Source organism: Flavobacterium ardleyense, from assembly GCF_042686085.1.
Classification (GTDB): Bacteria; Bacteroidota; Bacteroidia; order Flavobacteriales; family Flavobacteriaceae; genus Flavobacterium; species Flavobacterium ardleyense.
Genome location: NZ_JBHUOL010000006.1, coordinates 93334 through 109653, shown reverse-complemented (window position 1 = coordinate 109653; position 16320 = coordinate 93334). Strand labels below are relative to the sequence as shown.

21 protein-coding genes are annotated in these 16320 nt (G+C 31.6%); all 21 read right to left on the bottom strand.

Translation table 11 applies throughout. The features are described 5' to 3' along the window. Nucleotides 1-77 precede the first annotated feature (77 nt). The gene (locus ACFSX9_RS02210; protein ID WP_379803836.1) at nucleotides 78-341 is read right to left on the bottom strand and encodes a hypothetical protein; all 264 of its coding nucleotides are present in this window, start codon (nucleotides 339-341) and stop codon (nucleotides 78-80) included. Next, a complete protein-coding gene (locus ACFSX9_RS02205) occupies nucleotides 331-642 on the bottom strand; it encodes a HipA N-terminal domain-containing protein (RefSeq protein WP_379803834.1) in 312 nt (103 codons plus the stop codon). The genes ACFSX9_RS02210 and ACFSX9_RS02205 overlap by 11 nt, the downstream gene beginning before the upstream one ends. Before the next feature lie 11 nt (nucleotides 643-653). Next, nucleotides 654-776: a hypothetical protein gene (locus tag ACFSX9_RS02200; RefSeq protein ID WP_379803831.1), complete on the bottom strand. Its 123-nt coding sequence runs from the start codon at nucleotides 774-776 to the stop codon at nucleotides 654-656. 56 nt (nucleotides 777-832) lie between these two features. Continuing rightward, the gene (locus ACFSX9_RS02195; RefSeq protein WP_379803828.1) at nucleotides 833-1123 is read right to left on the bottom strand and encodes a helix-turn-helix domain-containing protein; all 291 of its coding nucleotides are present in this window, start codon (nucleotides 1121-1123) and stop codon (nucleotides 833-835) included. Nucleotides 1124-1214: 91 nt separating this feature from the next. Continuing rightward, the gene (locus ACFSX9_RS02190; protein ID WP_379803825.1) at nucleotides 1215-3725 is read right to left on the bottom strand and encodes a UvrD-helicase domain-containing protein; all 2511 of its coding nucleotides are present in this window, start codon (nucleotides 3723-3725) and stop codon (nucleotides 1215-1217) included. A gap of 19 nt (nucleotides 3726-3744) precedes the next feature. Continuing rightward, entirely contained in the window at nucleotides 3745-4599 is an 855-nt protein-coding gene (locus ACFSX9_RS02185; protein WP_379803822.1) for an SPL family radical SAM protein, read from the bottom strand. Nucleotides 4600-4679: 80 nt separating this feature from the next. Next, nucleotides 4680-4874: a hypothetical protein gene (locus tag ACFSX9_RS02180; RefSeq protein ID WP_379803819.1), complete on the bottom strand. Its 195-nt coding sequence runs from the start codon at nucleotides 4872-4874 to the stop codon at nucleotides 4680-4682. A gap of 19 nt (nucleotides 4875-4893) precedes the next feature. Continuing rightward, on the bottom strand, nucleotides 4894-5097 hold the full coding sequence (locus tag ACFSX9_RS02175) for an SOS response-associated peptidase family protein (protein WP_379803816.1): 204 nt from the start codon (nucleotides 5095-5097) through the stop codon (nucleotides 4894-4896). A 502-nt stretch (nucleotides 5098-5599) separates the two neighbouring features. After that, the gene (locus ACFSX9_RS02170) at nucleotides 5600-5815 is read right to left on the bottom strand and encodes a hypothetical protein (RefSeq protein WP_379803814.1); all 216 of its coding nucleotides are present in this window, start codon (nucleotides 5813-5815) and stop codon (nucleotides 5600-5602) included. 96 nt (nucleotides 5816-5911) lie between these two features. After that, complete coding sequence (locus ACFSX9_RS02165) at nucleotides 5912-6433, bottom strand: hypothetical protein (protein WP_379803812.1); 522 nt, start codon at nucleotides 6431-6433, stop codon at nucleotides 5912-5914. A gap of 116 nt (nucleotides 6434-6549) precedes the next feature. Beyond that, nucleotides 6550-6693 (bottom strand): DUF4113 domain-containing protein, encoded by a 144-nt coding sequence (locus ACFSX9_RS02160; protein WP_379803810.1) that lies wholly within the window; start codon nucleotides 6691-6693, stop codon nucleotides 6550-6552. Beyond that, nucleotides 6693-6950: a DinB/UmuC family translesion DNA polymerase gene (locus ACFSX9_RS02155; protein ID WP_379803807.1), complete on the bottom strand. Its 258-nt coding sequence runs from the start codon at nucleotides 6948-6950 to the stop codon at nucleotides 6693-6695. Before ACFSX9_RS02155 ends, ACFSX9_RS02160 begins: the two co-directional genes overlap by 1 nt. 56 nt (nucleotides 6951-7006) lie before the next feature. Then, nucleotides 7007-7150 carry a DUF1156 domain-containing protein gene (locus ACFSX9_RS02150; protein ID WP_379804651.1) on the bottom strand — a complete coding sequence of 48 codons (144 nt, stop codon included), beginning with the start codon at nucleotides 7148-7150 and terminating at the stop codon, nucleotides 7007-7009. Between the two features lie 29 nt (nucleotides 7151-7179). Next, a complete protein-coding gene (locus tag ACFSX9_RS02145) occupies nucleotides 7180-7560 on the bottom strand; it encodes a hypothetical protein (protein ID WP_379803805.1) in 381 nt (126 codons plus the stop codon). A 30-nt stretch (nucleotides 7561-7590) separates the two neighbouring features. Continuing rightward, the gene (locus ACFSX9_RS02140; protein ID WP_379803802.1) at nucleotides 7591-8028 is read right to left on the bottom strand and encodes a hypothetical protein; all 438 of its coding nucleotides are present in this window, start codon (nucleotides 8026-8028) and stop codon (nucleotides 7591-7593) included. Continuing rightward, nucleotides 8000-9001 carry a type IV toxin-antitoxin system AbiEi family antitoxin gene (locus ACFSX9_RS02135; protein WP_379803799.1) on the bottom strand — a complete coding sequence of 334 codons (1002 nt, stop codon included), beginning with the start codon at nucleotides 8999-9001 and terminating at the stop codon, nucleotides 8000-8002. Before ACFSX9_RS02135 ends, ACFSX9_RS02140 begins: the two co-directional genes overlap by 29 nt. 496 nt (nucleotides 9002-9497) lie before the next feature. Next, the gene (locus ACFSX9_RS02130; protein WP_379803796.1) at nucleotides 9498-10346 is read right to left on the bottom strand and encodes an SMODS-associated NUDIX domain-containing protein; all 849 of its coding nucleotides are present in this window, start codon (nucleotides 10344-10346) and stop codon (nucleotides 9498-9500) included. After that, on the bottom strand, nucleotides 10343-11227 hold the full coding sequence (locus tag ACFSX9_RS02125; RefSeq protein WP_379803794.1) for an AAA family ATPase: 885 nt from the start codon (nucleotides 11225-11227) through the stop codon (nucleotides 10343-10345). Before ACFSX9_RS02125 ends, ACFSX9_RS02130 begins: the two co-directional genes overlap by 4 nt. Further along, a complete protein-coding gene (locus ACFSX9_RS02120) occupies nucleotides 11227-11739 on the bottom strand; it encodes an HORMA-1 domain-containing protein (protein WP_379803791.1) in 513 nt (170 codons plus the stop codon). Before ACFSX9_RS02120 ends, ACFSX9_RS02125 begins: the two co-directional genes overlap by 1 nt. Nucleotide 11740: 1 nt before the next feature. Beyond that, nucleotides 11741-12721, bottom strand: a complete 981-nt coding sequence (locus ACFSX9_RS02115; RefSeq protein WP_379803788.1) for a CBASS oligonucleotide cyclase — start codon at nucleotides 12719-12721, stop codon at nucleotides 11741-11743. A gap of 110 nt (nucleotides 12722-12831) precedes the next feature. After that, the gene (locus ACFSX9_RS02110) at nucleotides 12832-16320 is read right to left on the bottom strand and encodes a DEAD/DEAH box helicase family protein (protein WP_379803786.1); all 3489 of its coding nucleotides are present in this window, start codon (nucleotides 16318-16320) and stop codon (nucleotides 12832-12834) included.

Genomic DNA, 16320 nt, shown 5'->3' with positions numbered 1-16320 from the left:
TATTATTTGATCCTAATCTAATAGGAATTGCCAGAACATTGCTAATTTTTTAAAAAGCTCCTTTGGGGTTGCCTTGGTTATTGGGCATGAATTGTACCCGAAGCTTTAGTCAAACTTACGAAGTAGATTCGCGTTAATGGGTTTGATTTTATTAGCCAATGTTCAAAACCTTTAGGAGCAATTGTTTGCCCTGATTTTACTTGTCCTGTTTTTTCATTGTAAGCAATAATTGCTTTTGGACGAGCACCACCTGCTGAGGTTCCTATTTTAAGAATGTCTAACATCGCTTGTTGCTCATCATCATTCAAATTAGCTTCAAAACCTTCTCTTTTAGAAAGCATTTTTTGCGAAATCTTTATTAAGTTCATCTACTTCTATATCAAAAGCTCTTTTATTTGATTTTAGTTGTGATGGTTCAAATTCTAAAGCACCCATACCTCGTGTTCCTATAAAACCTAACAATTCTACTGGATTCATACTGTTTTCTGGACGACCTTGTTGTGCTAACCAACTGTTGATTAATTGGTTTCCGTAGTCGTCTGGTAGTACATCTGCTAATAGACTTGGTAAACCTTTAAACGTTTTTATATCTCTGAGTTCTGGAAACGAGAAAATGCGTTTGTTGCTGCTTGCAATTGGCATTTTAAGTGGTACTAAATCGGTTTTAGTAGATATGAATTTGGATCGTATTCAAAACTAGCCACACCAGTTTCGGTGTTCCATGCTACGGCACCGACTGTTTCTCCCCATATTTTCAGAAAAGCGGTTGTTATCATTACCAGTCAGATTTTTTGGTGTTGTCGTTATCTGTATTTCTAGCTCGTTGTCTTTTTTATTGGTCTTGCTTAGCAAGTTTTAAAGGACTAATTTCTTCTTGAATTTTAAACGAATTCATTATATATAATAGATCTAAAACTCGAAGCACTTGTAATAGGGTTGGTACCGTTATGTTTTCTCCTTTTTCTAACAAGCTTAGTGTAGAACGGCTAATGTTTGCTGCATTAGCTACTTCCTCTTGTGTTTTGTTTTGTGCTAAACGATGGTGTTTTACGAATGTTCCAATAGTTTGTGCTAGTGCTGCATCGCTCATTGAAACCCAATCTATGTATTGTTTATCATTCATAAAGCGTGCTTTTTAGTCTTAACGACTGATATATCATACAAATATAATTAACTAAATTTGAATAAATTCATCAATCTCACTTTTTAATATTTTAAATAATAATAGTCTCTAAAGAATTCAATTCATCATTTTCATCACTATCTTCATCAGGAATTTCGACTGGAATATAGGTTTCGCAAAAAGAATTAAATTTATCTTCTGAAGTTTTATCCCAAAAAATTAATCTTTCTTTATTTAATAGCCCTAAAACTTTTTTATAAACAGCTTGGGTTTGTTCTGTAATAGCAATAATTAAAATTCCAGAAGTTCTTGTTACAATTGTATAAGCAAATTCTAAGGCTTCTTTTTCAAATTCTAAGGGAATATAAGTTGACCAAATGACACATTCTTTTTCTAGTCCTTTTAAACTTAAAATAGAATCTGAATCTATTTTTATTTTTTTTGCGGTTAATGCATTTTTTAATGGATAATCTCTTTCTAATATACAATTGTTTTGCAAATCAAAGATTTTATATTCATTAAATACATTTTCCAGTTTAGAAACTAATTGCTCATTGGTTTCTCCATATACTGCAATAGGTCTTGCACCTGGAGGAGAGCCTTTGTATGGGATTATGTTAGATGTTCCTTCGGTATTACTGAAACGCTTGTTTATTGCTAGAGATAAATTACTAATGCATTCACTAATTCTTACTGGTAAACGGTATGAACCTTCTAATTTAAAATTTCTACGAGTAGCCATATTTGCGTCTCGAGGAATACTGGCGGCTAAACCTAAATGAACTGCTTGTGCTAAGTCTCCGCCAATGGTAAAATTGTTAGGATTTTTAATCAAGGAATAAAATATTTTAAAATCGGCTGCTGTACAATCTTGAAATTCATCCACTAAAATATAGTCGTATTTGAAACCTATTTGATTGCTATTAAGCTTTGATAATAAGTATTGCCTACGAATAGTAAAACTTTCAACCCCTTCTTTATGCATACGAAGTGCATATCTTTCTAAGCACTGAAATACTAATTTTCTTCGATCACTATTTTTTTGAAGCGATGGAAAATTTCCTCGTCCAATCCTAGACACATTAAGGTAGGCTTTTTCACTTCCAGAAATACCGACTTGTAAGCCATAAATAACCCTATGGTATTCTTCAAAAATAAAATCAGAATTTAAAACATTATCGTATTGACTACCCGTTACATTATTTTCTTTTTTGACATCCGCAATAATTTCATTGATAATTTTATGATGCAATGGCATACTTACCATTCCTCTGTAAGTTACTCCTCCAATATATTTAGGCAACATATCAAAATGTACCAATCGTATGTTTGCTATTTTTGAACCAGTGAAACGAATGATACAAGAAGGAAGTGTTGCACCATTAAACCCTGAATCATAAGTAATTATAAACTTATCATTATCTAAAACATCGACTAGCCATTCTGATAATTTTTTTATCAACGCTTTATTAAACGTCGTCAACAATATTTGAATTTTCGGATCGTAGTTATGTTCTTCAACAATGTTTTTAATTTTTTCGGTAATCACAATACTTTTACCACAGCCTGCAGGTCCCACAATAGTAACAGGTCTCTCGCTAGTTTCGGCTGCTTTTTTCTGATTATCATTTAATGTTACCTCTCTACGAATGGTTATGGGCGGATTAAAAACGTCTAAGTGCTCAATAGGTTTTCCTTGCTCAAACATTGCTAATTGAGGTCTTTCAAAAATGATTGCTGCATTACTAGCATCATACCACGAAGTAGCTCTACTCAGTTCTGTGATATTGAGTATTTTACCTAATTGAGTACGAATATTATTTATATTAGTTAATGGTTTATTGAACAGTAATTGTGTTGATTGAATTAACTGACTGGTATATTTTAATTTTAAAAAATCTTGTTTTAGTAATGGAAAATATTTAGTTGCTTTTTTCTCTGAAGTCAATAACAGCACAGCGGACGGCTTATAAACTTCGACTAATTTTAAAAAGTCTTTACTAATAGCTTCTTGATTATCTGAATCGTCAAACAAATAACTAGCTGCAAGAATACTATTTGCCGTTGAGATTCGTTTATTATTGTTCCAAGAATTTACTTCATATTCTATTTTAAAATTGTGGTCAATTTCTGGATATGATACTACTAATTCTTTCCAAAGGTAATCTCTACTATATTGCAACATGAATGGACTCGAGTCTATATTGATTATAGTTATTGAAGGAGGAGTTTGTCCTAATTTTTTAAAACCTGCATAAATTAATCCTAAGCTCCATTGAATGGCACCAGCACCAGCACCTAAATCAAAAACAACTAATTCCTGACCTTGGTATTGGATAATTTTCTCTAAAAAGAACGATATAAACGTATTTACTCTTCTAGGATGGTACCACAAAGTATAAGAAAAAGCGGTATTAGGACGATCATAACATAAATCTTTACCTCTAATTAAATTATAACTTTCAATGTGGCATTGTTTTAGATCGTATTGAAAATTTGCTTTGGCTTTATTTTCATTGTAATACTTAATCGAAGCATTTGCAACAACTTTATCTAAAGTGTCTTGCTGTGCTAAGAGCCATGTTTTTAATTGTTCCTTCATAAATACCAATTGTTATAGATTATATTGGTGCAAAGCCACATTTACCTTCACCCAACCAAGGTAATTTTTCTCTAAATATTTTTACAGCTTCTTCATATTTGGCATTATTCCAATTCATTTTTTTAAACTGTTCAAGCGCTTCTGCTCCTGTGCCTGCAATGAACTTGCCTTTGTCTTGGTGGAACGGTTGTACAATGAATTTTTTTACTCCAGTTGCCAATAATTCTTCAGTGAAAGTTATTACATTTTCAACTGGTAATAAAGGTGTCATGGTAATGCATGTTTGTATACCTGCCTCTGAAATTTCTTTTATGGCTTTTAATCTAACTTTATTTGATGGACAAAAAGGTTCAAACGCTTTTCTGACGGATTCACTATCTGTAGTTACTGTCATGTTTACCTGAATAATATCAAATTGCTTGAATAAATCAATATCTCTTTTTGCTAATTGACTTCGAGTTTGAATTACTAATCGTACTTTATGATATTCGATTAGCTCTTTTAAAATACTTCTTGTAAGTTCTAACTCTTTTTCAACTGGTTGGTATGGATCTGTAACGCTGCTCATGTAAATCGTTTTATCTATGAGCGGTTTTTTTCGCTTCTTCATCAATAATTGTAGTGCGTTTTCTTTTACTCGCAACCAGTTTCCCCAGTTGTCTTTATCGGCAGTTGATCGAGAAAAGAAAGCGGCATAACAATAATTACAACCAAACGAGCAACCCGAATAGGGATTAAGCGTATAATCATAAGCTCCCATAAAGCCTTTGGCTTCGGTGAGGATCCCTGCTGCTTGTACGTAATCAATATTGGTATGACCCAGTTTTGTTTTACGTGGGTTGTTTTCTTCTTCTAAACTACTGAATAAGTCCATGTTGATTTTGAATTAAAAAGTACTATTTAAAATGGTTAAAACTCCATTTTGAGTATAAAAATTATATAATAACACCACTTCTAAATAGGAAGGTGGTGTTTGTTTGTTTTCAATATATGGAAAGTTAAACCTTCAACGGCATTGTTTTGCATAAAATTAAACACACAATCATTGGTTAGAACATCTTTTCCATTTACTTTTCCTCTTGTTGCGATTAATCTGTTTTCTATAGAATGATTTCCCAAATCACCATTTGTCTTTATTTTACCTGCCATACCTATGTAAACATTTTCTCTAGTTGTAGTGTTCTCCCATATATAAACCCCAATTGTAGTGTGTTATTATTTCTGGGTTTGTATCTGTGATTATTGGCATTAAAGGAAATTCAAAACCATTTATGTTTTCGTGCGAAGAAAACACATCTGGGTTATCGATTTTTGCTTTAAATCGATTTTGAACTTCTGAAGTTGATTTTGATTGTTTGGTGTGGAAGCACATGGAGATTGGTTGAACGGATTGCGGCTTGCAGAAATGGCGACGAGCCAAGACCAAGCCAAAACAAATATAACATAAACTTTTGAATTTACGGAGAAAACACGTACGTATGCGCTTACCTAAGCCATTTTTTTAACTGTTATTACAAAACGTCTTTATTTGTAAACTTTTGATTAAAATCTAAAATTAAAATAGCGATTTTACTTTTTCTATTAACCATTTATCACGATAGCGTACTAGTTGGTTTTCATAATCGTGATTTAATACACCATCTAAATCAGAAATTAGAATATTTAAGTCTGATATATTCCAATATTTCCAAATATTAAAATCCTCTTCATCTATTTTAGATTTTTCTAAAATTTCAATTATCTCTAGCGCAGAATTTTCTAGAATAAAAGGTTTTGGAAACTTTACTAAAGATTCATCAAATAGTTACCGTTTAATTTTTACAAGATTTTCGTCAATTAATTTTAATTGATTTTCTGTAGTTTTATCCATTTGATTAATATTTTACATCTCCAATTTTACATGTTGATATCACTTTTTCTACTAAACGTCTTAAATAATATCTACGACCTTCTAATTCTTCGAAAGTGATTTCATCTTTATCCCCATAAGTTCTAACTTTGACAAAATAAGTTATTCCGTTCTTTTGATTTGAGTCAAATGAAATAAAATTATCAGTTATAATATATTGATATTCATCTTCTAGAATCACAGTAAACTTAAAACCTTTAATCCCAAATACTGTTGCACGATTAATGTCCTTTTTATGAACAAATATCTCACTATTTTCTCCATTAGGATTAAGTTCTCAAACTACTATTTCTTCCATTTTTGATATTTTTTCAACGACCACAGTGTCATTTTCTTTATTATATTCTGGACCATAAATAATAATTTCAGTAGTTATATTGTTTGAACTTACATTTTCAAATCTACTTGTACCCGCCAAAACAAAGAAAGAGTTGTGAGGAACTCTATAAGATATTTTAAATTTTCTTAACTTAGATGGTTTTGCTTTTTCACCATTTACCTCAAAAGTATTTTGATAACCATAATCATATGCTTTTGAAGGGTCGGATGAAATTTCTAATGAAATTAGCTTTTGCTTTTCATCCTGATATTTTAGGTTTTCTAATCTAGTTTTTTCATTTTCAGCATTTGCAAGTGCTAATTTACCATAGTCAATTGTAGAAATGTTTTTATTTACAGTTACATTTCCACTAATATTTACATTTTCATTGATATTTGCATTAACTGTATAATATCTTGAATGTTGAGCATTTGCATTAAAGTATGCAATTGTTAAAATCAGAAATAATTTATTTTTCATTTTTGCAAAATTTTTGATTAAATGTGTAGTAATTAATAGACATATGAAATTATCACTTTACAATTATACATACAAAATTTGATTTAAAAATGTCGAAAACATTAATGGCTAGAGATTCATTGTATTATTTCATCAAGCCTTGTGGTAAATGATTTTGATAGTTTTTCTTGTTTCATTTTCCATTGACGTGCTAAAGATTGATTTGCAAACTTCACTTTATTTGTACCATAACTCTTATTCATTTTGTCAATTACACTCATTAGTGGTTGGTGTTTTGGATTTGAAGTGTGTTGAATAATGATAGTTGTGTTTCGTTGTTTGGTGTTAGACCCATTACAATTACACCTGCTTTTTTATAATGAAATCCCTCTCTGAAGTTTGCTTTTAATCCTATTTGTGCATAGTGGTTTAATTCAATCGTTGAGTTTGTTGGGAAGTCTGTATTTATTATAATATTTCTTGAATATTGTGGTTGGCCTTTGCTGAAGTAGTTTGTTTGCACGAAAACCATAATCATATTGCAATGACTTCCTTTCTTTCTTAATTTTTCGGAACAAGAAGCTGTATAAGTTGCTAATCAGGTACTAAAATGGCAAATACTACCGCACGACAAACTGGCAATGGACGTCTTGCCCACCAAAGATGTAGTGTTGAAATGTGTCCGTGACGGATGGATTTATCGCGAACGCTTTCAGCCGAAATTTCTTTAATCGGCATGGCTACTTCTATTAGTTTTTTTGGTTTTATCATGGTTGTATTGTTTCTGTAATTCCTAATTTTATATGTTCTAATATGCTAACTGCATATTCTATGGTCCAGTCGTTTTCTCTTGCCCAACGTTCTGCAATGGGAGTATTTTCTAGATTAACTGTGTTGTTGTTTAGTACGTGTAATACTCTTTCTTTTACTTTATTTGATGTACTGCAAATCTCAGCCATTTTTCTACCTAATACTCTTGCCGCTACTATTAATTTATCAAATTCTTCTGGAAAAGTGTCGTGATGGTGATCGTATATTTCATCGCTGTTAAAATCGAAATATTCTTTGATGATTAATAGAATGTCTTTAAGATCATTTCCTCTATCTTCCGGTCGGTCGTTCCAGGCAATTAATTTAAGTATTATCATTCCTTCTAATGGTGGAATTTGAGCAAACTTCTATTCTATAGCTATGGGAATGGCATGCTGTAATACTTCTTTAAATCCTAATAAGTGTAAATCGGTATATCGCTCATTGAAGTTTATAGTGTCGTTTTCTTCAATTTGTCCGAATGGTAATATATCAATTGCCGTGTTGTATTTTGAATGATATAATGTAAAAGGAGCTTCTTCTACTTTGTTAAATCCTTCAGATTCAAGTTCTTTGATTACTTGTTCAAATTCTTTCATTGCACTAATCATTATAGCAAAATCTATATCTTTGGTACCTCGTGAAGGTTTAATGCCATCTCTAAGTAAGTTTAATGCCACAGCACTTACACCTACTAAATAATAAGGTATTTCTAGCTTTACTAATACTTGGTCAATGATGTTAAACACTTCATTGAAATAAGGAATTGCTAGTTCTTTATAAGTTTTGTTCAATGCATTGCTCATATATCATTTGTGCTGTTTCTCGGTTTCTCTTATCGTCAGTGTTTATTAAATCAGCATATACTACAATAGCAGGTGCTGTATCTCTGTCTTCATTTGTTTCCTCTTGTTTCCAGAATTTTTTGTATACTTCAACATTGCCATTTTTTTCCGGAACTAAACGGTAGTTTCTCATTAGTTCGTTTTGAGTTTCTGTAGTGTATAAAGTTAGTTTTTCTGGTCTTAAGTGGTTTGTAATTAAGTCTGCTGCAGGCTCACCACCCCAAACTGTTGTTTCTTTTAAATTAATATTTTTCCATTCATAAAAATTATTTTCATTTACAAATGCAAAATTTCCTACTTTTAAAGTAGGTTTTAAGGTGTGTTCATATGCATTTGTCCATTTTTCAAGTAACTCTTTTTTGTTCTTAAAAATTATTTCATTTTTATTTAACTGCATTACAAAGCCTTCTTCTTTTAGTCCTTTTATAATGTTTGTTACATTACCCACTGCAGTATTTGCTACTTCGGCAATGTATCTGTATGGTTGGTGTATTAATTGATTGTTATTTAAAAACGCGAAAACTACTTTTAATCCTGTTTTTGTATAGGCTCGGTTTCGATACTTTTCTTCCATTTTTATAGGTTGGTTGGTATCAATCCAAAGTAACTGATTTTCTTTATTGAAATAAATGTTTCCATTAGCTTCTAAATAAGCTATGTTGTTTTGTTGTAATTGTGTTTTAATTTTTGGAAAAATTCGTGCGGCAATTATTATAAAAGGATTGTATTGGATGTTGTAATTTAATAAGGTTTCTAATGTTTGGCTTCTTAATTCCTTTTTTATCTCAGCATTAAGTACAAACTCGTTATTGTTAATGACTAATTTTAAGCAACCATCTAGTTCGTTAGGTCCATTAAAAGTCCATCTCCCTTTTATTCCATGGAGTTTTTCTAAGTTAATGAGTGCTTGATTAATTATTTCGTCTTCAGTCATGTTCATTTAATTTGCGTGCACACGTTTACGTGAACAATGTTTTTATGTGAACAAATTAATTAATTTTAGATTTCCATTCCTCCATAGGTAAGAAATATTGAATTCCTTTTGACTTTCGCAAAAAAAATAGTGTCTTTATTCTTGATTAATCTTTTATTCAGAGCAATAGATCATTCGATAAAATCGCCTGCTGGTGAAGGGAACCCGCCACCTATTCCTCAGTTGACAAATGGTAATTCTGTAGAATAATCCGGAAAGAAGAATTCTAATGTTGTTGAGTGATGTAGGCTTCGTAATCGCATTTTACAAAATTAGAAAAGTAAAGTTTGATTTTCTGTTAAAGGGTGGGAATAGTTAGTAACGTAATGAAGCAAACAAAGAACCGGCTTTAGGAATACTTGGAGTAAAGACGGTTTTTGTGCAGTTGAATGAGGTAATGGCTATTTTTATTTATTATGAACAGCTTTTTTATTACTATAAATAATTTGAGGTAATGTTAACTTTCGCTCCATTTCATATTTAATGCCCATTTTGCATGCTTTGCTATTTCATGTATGTATCCTTTTTTATTTTCGCTATGACCTAATCTTTCAATCAGTTTATCATTTGCCCAAATAAAGTTTTCTGTATTACCAGTAGCTAAAAGTGCTTCAAAAATTGGTTTCTGTTCGTTATTAATTATAAGGTCATAAATTTCATAAATAAACATTCCTTTATCTCCACTATCTAAATTTAGAATAGGTGTTTGAACGGTTCCTTTATATTTATAGTCTATATATCTAAACTCTTTCCAAGGTAAAATATTTGTCATAATAAGTTCCTCGCAAAATTCTCTCCAAGGTGAAGTTTCGCGATCTTCTTTAGAGTTAAACCATTCTATAAACTCAATTACTTTTATTCCTTTTACAAAAACACGTAAATCATTTTTTGCAACTCCTTTTTCAGTTTCAATTAATCTATCTGATTTTACGTCTAATTTTTCAAATATCTTTTCTGAACCTGGTAATGTTTTAAAAGCTCCACCAACAGGTTGAAAATAATTTCTTCTACTGCTTTTTACTAGCAAGTATTTCCCATCCAATTTAATTCTAAATAAGTATGCAATAGATAGTCTTATTTCTTTATCCCTAAGTAATACTTGAGTCTGAAAATAAAGATACAGACGATTAATATTTTGGAGTAAATTAAGAATAGTATATAAAACTATACCACCCACTATTTCAATAGAAAGATTAAATAATGTACTTGAAAATGTATCATTTTCTTCTGCAGGAAAAATTGTTCGGATAAGTATAAATGTTCCAAAAATAATTAAAATGGTCAAATTGGCTTTTCTTGTTGTCATAATATTTCTGGACTAGGATTAATTGCGATTATCGTTTCTTTGATTATCTCGAAAGATAACGGTCTATTAGGGAATGCTTTTGCCACCGCTTCAGGTAAGACTTTCAATCTAATGTCTGAAAATGAAAAACCTATTTTGTCTCTATCTTTTTTAAGTGAGAGTTCCGCTAATTCACTTAATTGTTCTTCAGTAAAAGTTAAACCTAATAAACTTTTTTTATAAAGTTCAACACATTCTTCTTTTGTTGGTCTTTTAAATTCTAAAACAATTGCTGCTCTTCTTAAAATTGCTTCATCTATGAAATGTAACCTGTTCGTTGACATGAATACAATTGCACGACCATTTAACTCTCTTATCTCATCAATTTTTTGAATTAAAGTATTAACAGCCGCTTTCTCTTCTTGGTGCATTTGACTTGTAGAACGTGTTGTTGCAATTGCATCCGCTTCGTCAATTAATAAAAAAGCTAATCTATTTTTACCTGCTTGTTCTTTTAATTGCGAAAAAGCATCATTGACTAATTTACCCATTTCGCCATGTAAACCTTCACCACGAACACGCGTGCTTAACTTTAAGAAGTAACCTTCTTTTTTTAATTCTCTTGTCATTCTATCTGCAATTGCTGTAGCAGAAATTGTTTTCCCTGTTCCGGCATCACCCGCCAAAATTATAAGAGGATATTTCTCTTTTAATTGTTGGATAATCGGAAGCTCTACTTGATGGTGTTTTTTACTCCATTCTACTAATCCGGATTGGTCTAATAGTAATTTTAAATTATTATAAATCCTATTGAATTTATCCTCAAATCCTACTAATGATTCCGTTTGTTCTTTTACTTCTTTGTTGGGAAGTTCTGTTATATTATCAAATATTGTAGCCATTATTTAAAGTTTGTTTTTTGAAGTTCGTATCCTTTGTTTGCATATAGTTGGGCCGTTCCTGAGTTTAAATGAGAAAATGACGTATCATCCGTTGTTGTTATCCATCCAATTCTAAAGTTATTATTCCTTTGAAAATCTTTTTTTTGCTGTTCGGTCAAAGCATGCCACTTTGTGGTATATGCTAAGTAAACGGTTAAATGAGTATTTACAATGTTTTCCCAATCATTATTCTGACCTGGCCGAGCACTATCTGAGTTGTTACCACTTTCGTTTATCGTGAATTTTGTTGCTCTTTTAACCGTGTCATTTGCATCTTTCAAAGCAATTGAAACTGTAGCTATATATCCGTTCTCAGCCAACTTTAATATGTCATGCATTAAATTGTCAACATAATCCATTGTCCATTTACCTGTTCTTCTTGCTATAGTTCTTATATCTGCTTCGCAATTTTCAAAAGTTTTACGAATGTCAATTAACGTATAGGTGTTTGTATTCGTTTTTGTTCCGTACATATTACTTAATATTAAAAGTTGGACTAAAAATTGTTCTCCATTCTTCGATGGTTGCTCCTTCCGTTTTAATTGATTGGGCATAATTCAATGTATCAAATGCTTTTTCAGCTTCTTCAACTATTTCATTCCATTTGGATTGGTCTATTTTTTTGGCAGCATTATTTTCATTATTAGTATCGTCTGCAATATAGACTTGAGTAGAGAAGGAAGGAATAGTATTGATTGCATGAGAAAACTTTATATTTGGAAAATTTGGTCCACTAACAAACTGGAAAAAACGAATAACTGCTTCTTCAATATTAGACTCTATGCCTTGCTTTTCATCTAAATATGCAACTATTAGTTCAATTGCGAATGAAGAAATTCCTCCTTCAGAATCTGTTGGTTTTAATTCCTTATAATTCTTCCAATATTTGAGAATTCTAACAATTGCGGTATAGCTTTGATTATTTTTTCTTTTTTGTAGTGAGAACGCTAAATGATTTTCTACACTTGTAATATATTTCCCACCACCACCACGTTGTGGCTGCCAAACATACTTTTCAGGATTACTAAGTGGAACTACTGGAACTATATCTACTTCGAGACCTGAACTAGAAAATCGTATTGTTATAGACTTAGTATTTCCTTTAGCATCAACATCTCTTTTGATATCTTTTTGTGGATAGATTTCTTGCAGGTAGTTCACAATATAATCATGTACTTTCTCCAAATCATTTTGGATGTTTTCATCACCACCCACAAAAAGTACTAAGTCAATGTCAATAGGGTTATCCCCTGATGCTTTCAAAATTGTTCTTTTTTTCCAAGAACCTGCTAAAAGAAATTTGGTTACTTTGAGACCCGTATTTTGGTCATGTTTAATCTTGTTTTCGAGTTTTGACTTAAGATTGTCAATTTGATCTCGGTACTTCTGCATGTTTTCTGGTTGCAGCTTAATTTTGTTTACAAAGAATTGTAGTTGATTGTTGTCTAGATTCATTTTACAGCGTTTATTAATTTATACTGCAAAGTAATACGCTAACTGTGCATTATAAGTGCACAGTAAAAAATATAATTTAATTGAAGTTAAATTATAGGAACGAAATTAGATTAATTACCTGTTTTATTCTTGTTAAATTCTCTAATTATACTAAAGATATTTATTGATTGTTCTTCGTTAAAAACACCATCTATACCTTGACTATGATAGCTTTTAAAAGGAGAATCGTATAATTTTGATGGGTCTATTTTTCCATTATTTGTAAGAAACAATTTTATAGTATCCAGGAATTGAATTTGTACTGCTGTTAATTGGTATTTATTTATGAAGTCTGCAAAAGAGGCATTCACTTTTTCTGATGATAAGCCTATTAAACTAATTATAAATGCCACTAAATCTAAACGATGTCCTATCTCCTTTTCGACTTGTTCTTTTTGAATTTTGTTTGAAAATAGTACTGCCTCTAAAGATTTTAATTCGTCTTCAGTAATGGCTTCACCGTTTTGGATTCTATTAATTGTAATGTTGTTTTGGTTTTCTCTAATAATCTTTTCTAATCGATGTGTATTGTTAACGAATGGATTACCATACGGTTGTTGCTTTCCTTCTCCAAATGTTGTTGTGATAATCTCAGCTTCTAGAATTACATCTTCAAAATTAGTTGTAACGTATCTTTGATCTGCAGGATCCATATATTTTACTAGTTCCCGAATACCTGCACGTATTTTTTCTAAATGATTTAGACCGTTATTTTTCCAAAAATCCTCATTCAAAGGTAGTTTTACTATTTCTTCGTTGTGTTTGATTTCTGGTATTGTGGTTTTCTTTAATAGCTTTTTGGAAATGATGGCTACTTTTGTAATTGGCACGTTTAAGGCTGCTAAAAACTCATCCGTGTTAGGTGTTTCAATACGTTTTATCATTAGCATGTAGATCATCTTATCGTAAAAACGAGCTGTATCTGAATCTCCTTTTGAAGGTCTTATTAATGGAGCTAAAACATCTAAAATGGTTTTGCACTCTTTTTTATCTAAATGATTCCATACTTCTCTGTTTGAATAATCCATCACGGTTTCGATTTTCATCTTCACATCGAAACGTCGTTTGTTTAATTCAATAACAGACTGGTGTAATTCATTTAATAACCGTTCACTATATTCTTGTAGTTCCTTATCTTCTTTGAAATTATCTTCTTTTAAGTATAAGGCTAATTGTAATTTTAATCCAAAAACAATTTCGGTTAAACTTTTTTGCGTGCCTGTTTCTATACCGTTTGGATTTTCTCTGAAGAATTCGAAATTTCCATATAAGTCAAAAATTAGAAAGTTTTCTTTATCTTGGTCTTCTCCAAATAAGTTTGGACGTAAACGAGAACCACGACCAATCATTTGCCAAAACTTAGCATACGACTTCACAGGTTTATAAAACATTAAGTTCACACAACTTGGTGCATCTATTCCCGTATCCATCATGTCTACTGAAATGGCTATTTGTGGTAATCTTTCTTTTTCTTCGTCGCAAAAGCGTTGGATAAATTCTTCTGCTTTTGGTTCGCCGTGGGTTATTACTTTTACGTAATCATTTCCATAACGCTCTGGATCTAATTCTAGAAACATGTCTTTTAAAAATTGTGCATGTTTTCTATTTCTTGCAAAGATTATGGTTTTTCCTATTTCATCACCACCTCTTTTTTTAATTCCTTTATCTATTAAAAATTTTAGTGTTTTAATCGCTGTATCTTTATTAAACAGCCAATTGTTCAATTCGTTTGCAGGTATGATTTCTTGACCTGTTGCTTCTTCACCGTCTAAAATCTCGTCTTCGAATTCTTCTTTTTCTTCCTCTGATAAGTCATCATAATGAATTCCACCTGTCAAAAATTTTGTAGGAACTTCAATTGAATTATAAGGTACTAAATGTTTGTTAGTAACCGCTTCCTCAAAAGTATAAGCGTCTGTAGGTGTTTTATCTGCTAACCCAAAACTAGAATAGGTATTTTTATCAATACTATTTTTGGGAGTTGCTGTTAACCCTAGAAATAGTGCATCGAAATAATCAAAAATAGCTTGGTATTTTTTATAAATAGAACGGTGTGCTTCATCCACAATAATTAAGTCAAAATGCCCTACACCATAAAAACGTTTGTCTTTTTCTTTAGAACCATCGATTAGGCCCATCATGGTTGGATAGGTTGAAAAAGCAATACGAGCTTCGATGTTGTCTTTTTCTTGTAATAAATTGACACAAGAATGCTCTGGCATTAATTTTACAAAGTTGTTTTTTGCTTGACTGACTAAACTTTTTCTATCGGCTAAAAACAATATTCTTTTTGCCCAATTGGCTTCTAATATTAATTTTGATAAAGCTATACTAATTCTAGTTTTACCTGTTCCAGTGGCTAAAACTAATAAAGCTGCTCTATGTGTTCCAAGAAGTTTACCATTTGCTTTATCTTTTCCTGCGAAATGTTCTGCAACAGACCTGATTGCCCTTAATTGATATCCTCTATCTGTTATGGTTGTATCTATTGGTTGTTCTCTAATGTCTTCTCGATTTTCTCTTCTGAACATTAGTGTTTGTAATTCTTTTTTGGTGTAAAAACCATGCACTATTCTTGCTTTTTTATAGAATTGATCGTCCCATAAATAGGTTTCAAAACCGTTTGAATAATACATAACCGGACGACGACCGTACATTTTTTCAATGCAATCGGCATATAATTGGGCTTGGTTTTCGCCCTTAGTTGCATTTTCCATTGTTTTTTTAGCTTCGACTACTGCTAATGGTAAACCATCATCATCCCACAGCACATAATCTACATAGCCCGTTTCGGAAACATTGGTGGAACTTGGCATGAATTGCACTTTGAATTCTTTGTCTTTACTACCCGATAAATCCCAACCTGCTTCTCGAAGTGATACATCTATAAAATATTTACGTGTTTCGTATTCGTTGCGTGGATGGTTTGTGGTGTCGCCTGTATTGGCTTCTTTTTTGTTTAGCTCTATTTGTGCTTGTAAGGCTTCTATTTGTTTTTTAAATAGTTCGTTTTGATTAGCTAACTCTGTATTTTTTTCTGCTTCTTGTTCTAATTTTGATTTGAACTTTCCTAGATCTGTTTCAAACTTATCTTGAACTTTTTTATAGTCTTTTTTAGAAAGTGCTTCTTGTCCTTCGGTAGGAATTACTTCCCGATTAAACATTGGAATGGTGCCTACACTATTTTGTGCGTAAGATTGTGCAAACCATCTTGAAAAGTAGAATAGGTTCTCTATTATTTTTTCAGCATCCGAAGTAGTAACTTGTTTGTTGTGAATGGCTAGGTTTCCTGCTTTTCGAATTAAATCAATTTCGTTGTATAATTTGTGCGGAAATTGTTCTTGAAACTCTCTTTGTTTCATTAAAGAGTTTAACGAAGTATCGTAAGGAAGTGTTAGTTCTTCATCATTTGTAAACATCCAATTGATAGCTAACTCTAATGCCATACGTGCATAAGTCAACGAAGTACGTGGATCAGTAACCACGCATTGTTCTGCTTTTACACTGCGTTGGTAAAAGTCAGCCCATTCTTCTGCTAAAAATTGAAAGTTTGTGTTCAT

Coding starts and splice junctions, on each gene's coding strand:
- ACFSX9_RS02210 (WP_379803836.1), bottom strand. CDS start 341: ATGCTTTCTAAAAGAGAAGGTTTTGAAGCTAATTTGAATGATGATGAG.
- ACFSX9_RS02205 (WP_379803834.1), bottom strand. CDS start 642: ATGCCAATTGCAAGCAGCAACAAACGCATTTTCTCGTTTCCAGAACTC.
- ACFSX9_RS02200 (WP_379803831.1), bottom strand. CDS start 776: ATGATAACAACCGCTTTTCTGAAAATATGGGGAGAAACAGTCGGTGCC.
- ACFSX9_RS02195 (WP_379803828.1), bottom strand. CDS start 1,123: ATGAATGATAAACAATACATAGATTGGGTTTCAATGAGCGATGCAGCA.
- ACFSX9_RS02190 (WP_379803825.1), bottom strand. CDS start 3,725: ATGAAGGAACAATTAAAAACATGGCTCTTAGCACAGCAAGACACTTTA.
- ACFSX9_RS02185 (WP_379803822.1), bottom strand. CDS start 4,599: ATGGACTTATTCAGTAGTTTAGAAGAAGAAAACAACCCACGTAAAACA.
- ACFSX9_RS02180 (WP_379803819.1), bottom strand. CDS start 4,874: ATGGCAGGTAAAATAAAGACAAATGGTGATTTGGGAAATCATTCTATA.
- ACFSX9_RS02175 (WP_379803816.1), bottom strand. CDS start 5,097: ATGTGCTTCCACACCAAACAATCAAAATCAACTTCAGAAGTTCAAAAT.
- ACFSX9_RS02165 (WP_379803812.1), bottom strand. CDS start 6,433: ATGAAAAATAAATTATTTCTGATTTTAACAATTGCATACTTTAATGCA.
- ACFSX9_RS02160 (WP_379803810.1), bottom strand. CDS start 6,693: ATGAGTGTAATTGACAAAATGAATAAGAGTTATGGTACAAATAAAGTG.
- ACFSX9_RS02155 (WP_379803807.1), bottom strand. CDS start 6,950: ATGATTATGGTTTTCGTGCAAACAAACTACTTCAGCAAAGGCCAACCA.
- ACFSX9_RS02150 (WP_379804651.1), bottom strand. CDS start 7,150: ATGCCGATTAAAGAAATTTCGGCTGAAAGCGTTCGCGATAAATCCATC.
- ACFSX9_RS02145 (WP_379803805.1), bottom strand. CDS start 7,560: ATGATAATACTTAAATTAATTGCCTGGAACGACCGACCGGAAGATAGA.
- ACFSX9_RS02140 (WP_379803802.1), bottom strand. CDS start 8,028: ATGAGCAATGCATTGAACAAAACTTATAAAGAACTAGCAATTCCTTAT.
- ACFSX9_RS02135 (WP_379803799.1), bottom strand. CDS start 9,001: ATGACTGAAGACGAAATAATTAATCAAGCACTCATTAACTTAGAAAAA.
- ACFSX9_RS02130 (WP_379803796.1), bottom strand. CDS start 10,346: ATGACAACAAGAAAAGCCAATTTGACCATTTTAATTATTTTTGGAACA.
- ACFSX9_RS02125 (WP_379803794.1), bottom strand. CDS start 11,227: ATGGCTACAATATTTGATAATATAACAGAACTTCCCAACAAAGAAGTA.
- ACFSX9_RS02120 (WP_379803791.1), bottom strand. CDS start 11,739: ATGTACGGAACAAAAACGAATACAAACACCTATACGTTAATTGACATT.
- ACFSX9_RS02115 (WP_379803788.1), bottom strand. CDS start 12,721: ATGAATCTAGACAACAATCAACTACAATTCTTTGTAAACAAAATTAAG.
- ACFSX9_RS02110 (WP_379803786.1), bottom strand. CDS start 16,320: ATGAACACAAACTTTCAATTTTTAGCAGAAGAATGGGCTGACTTTTAC.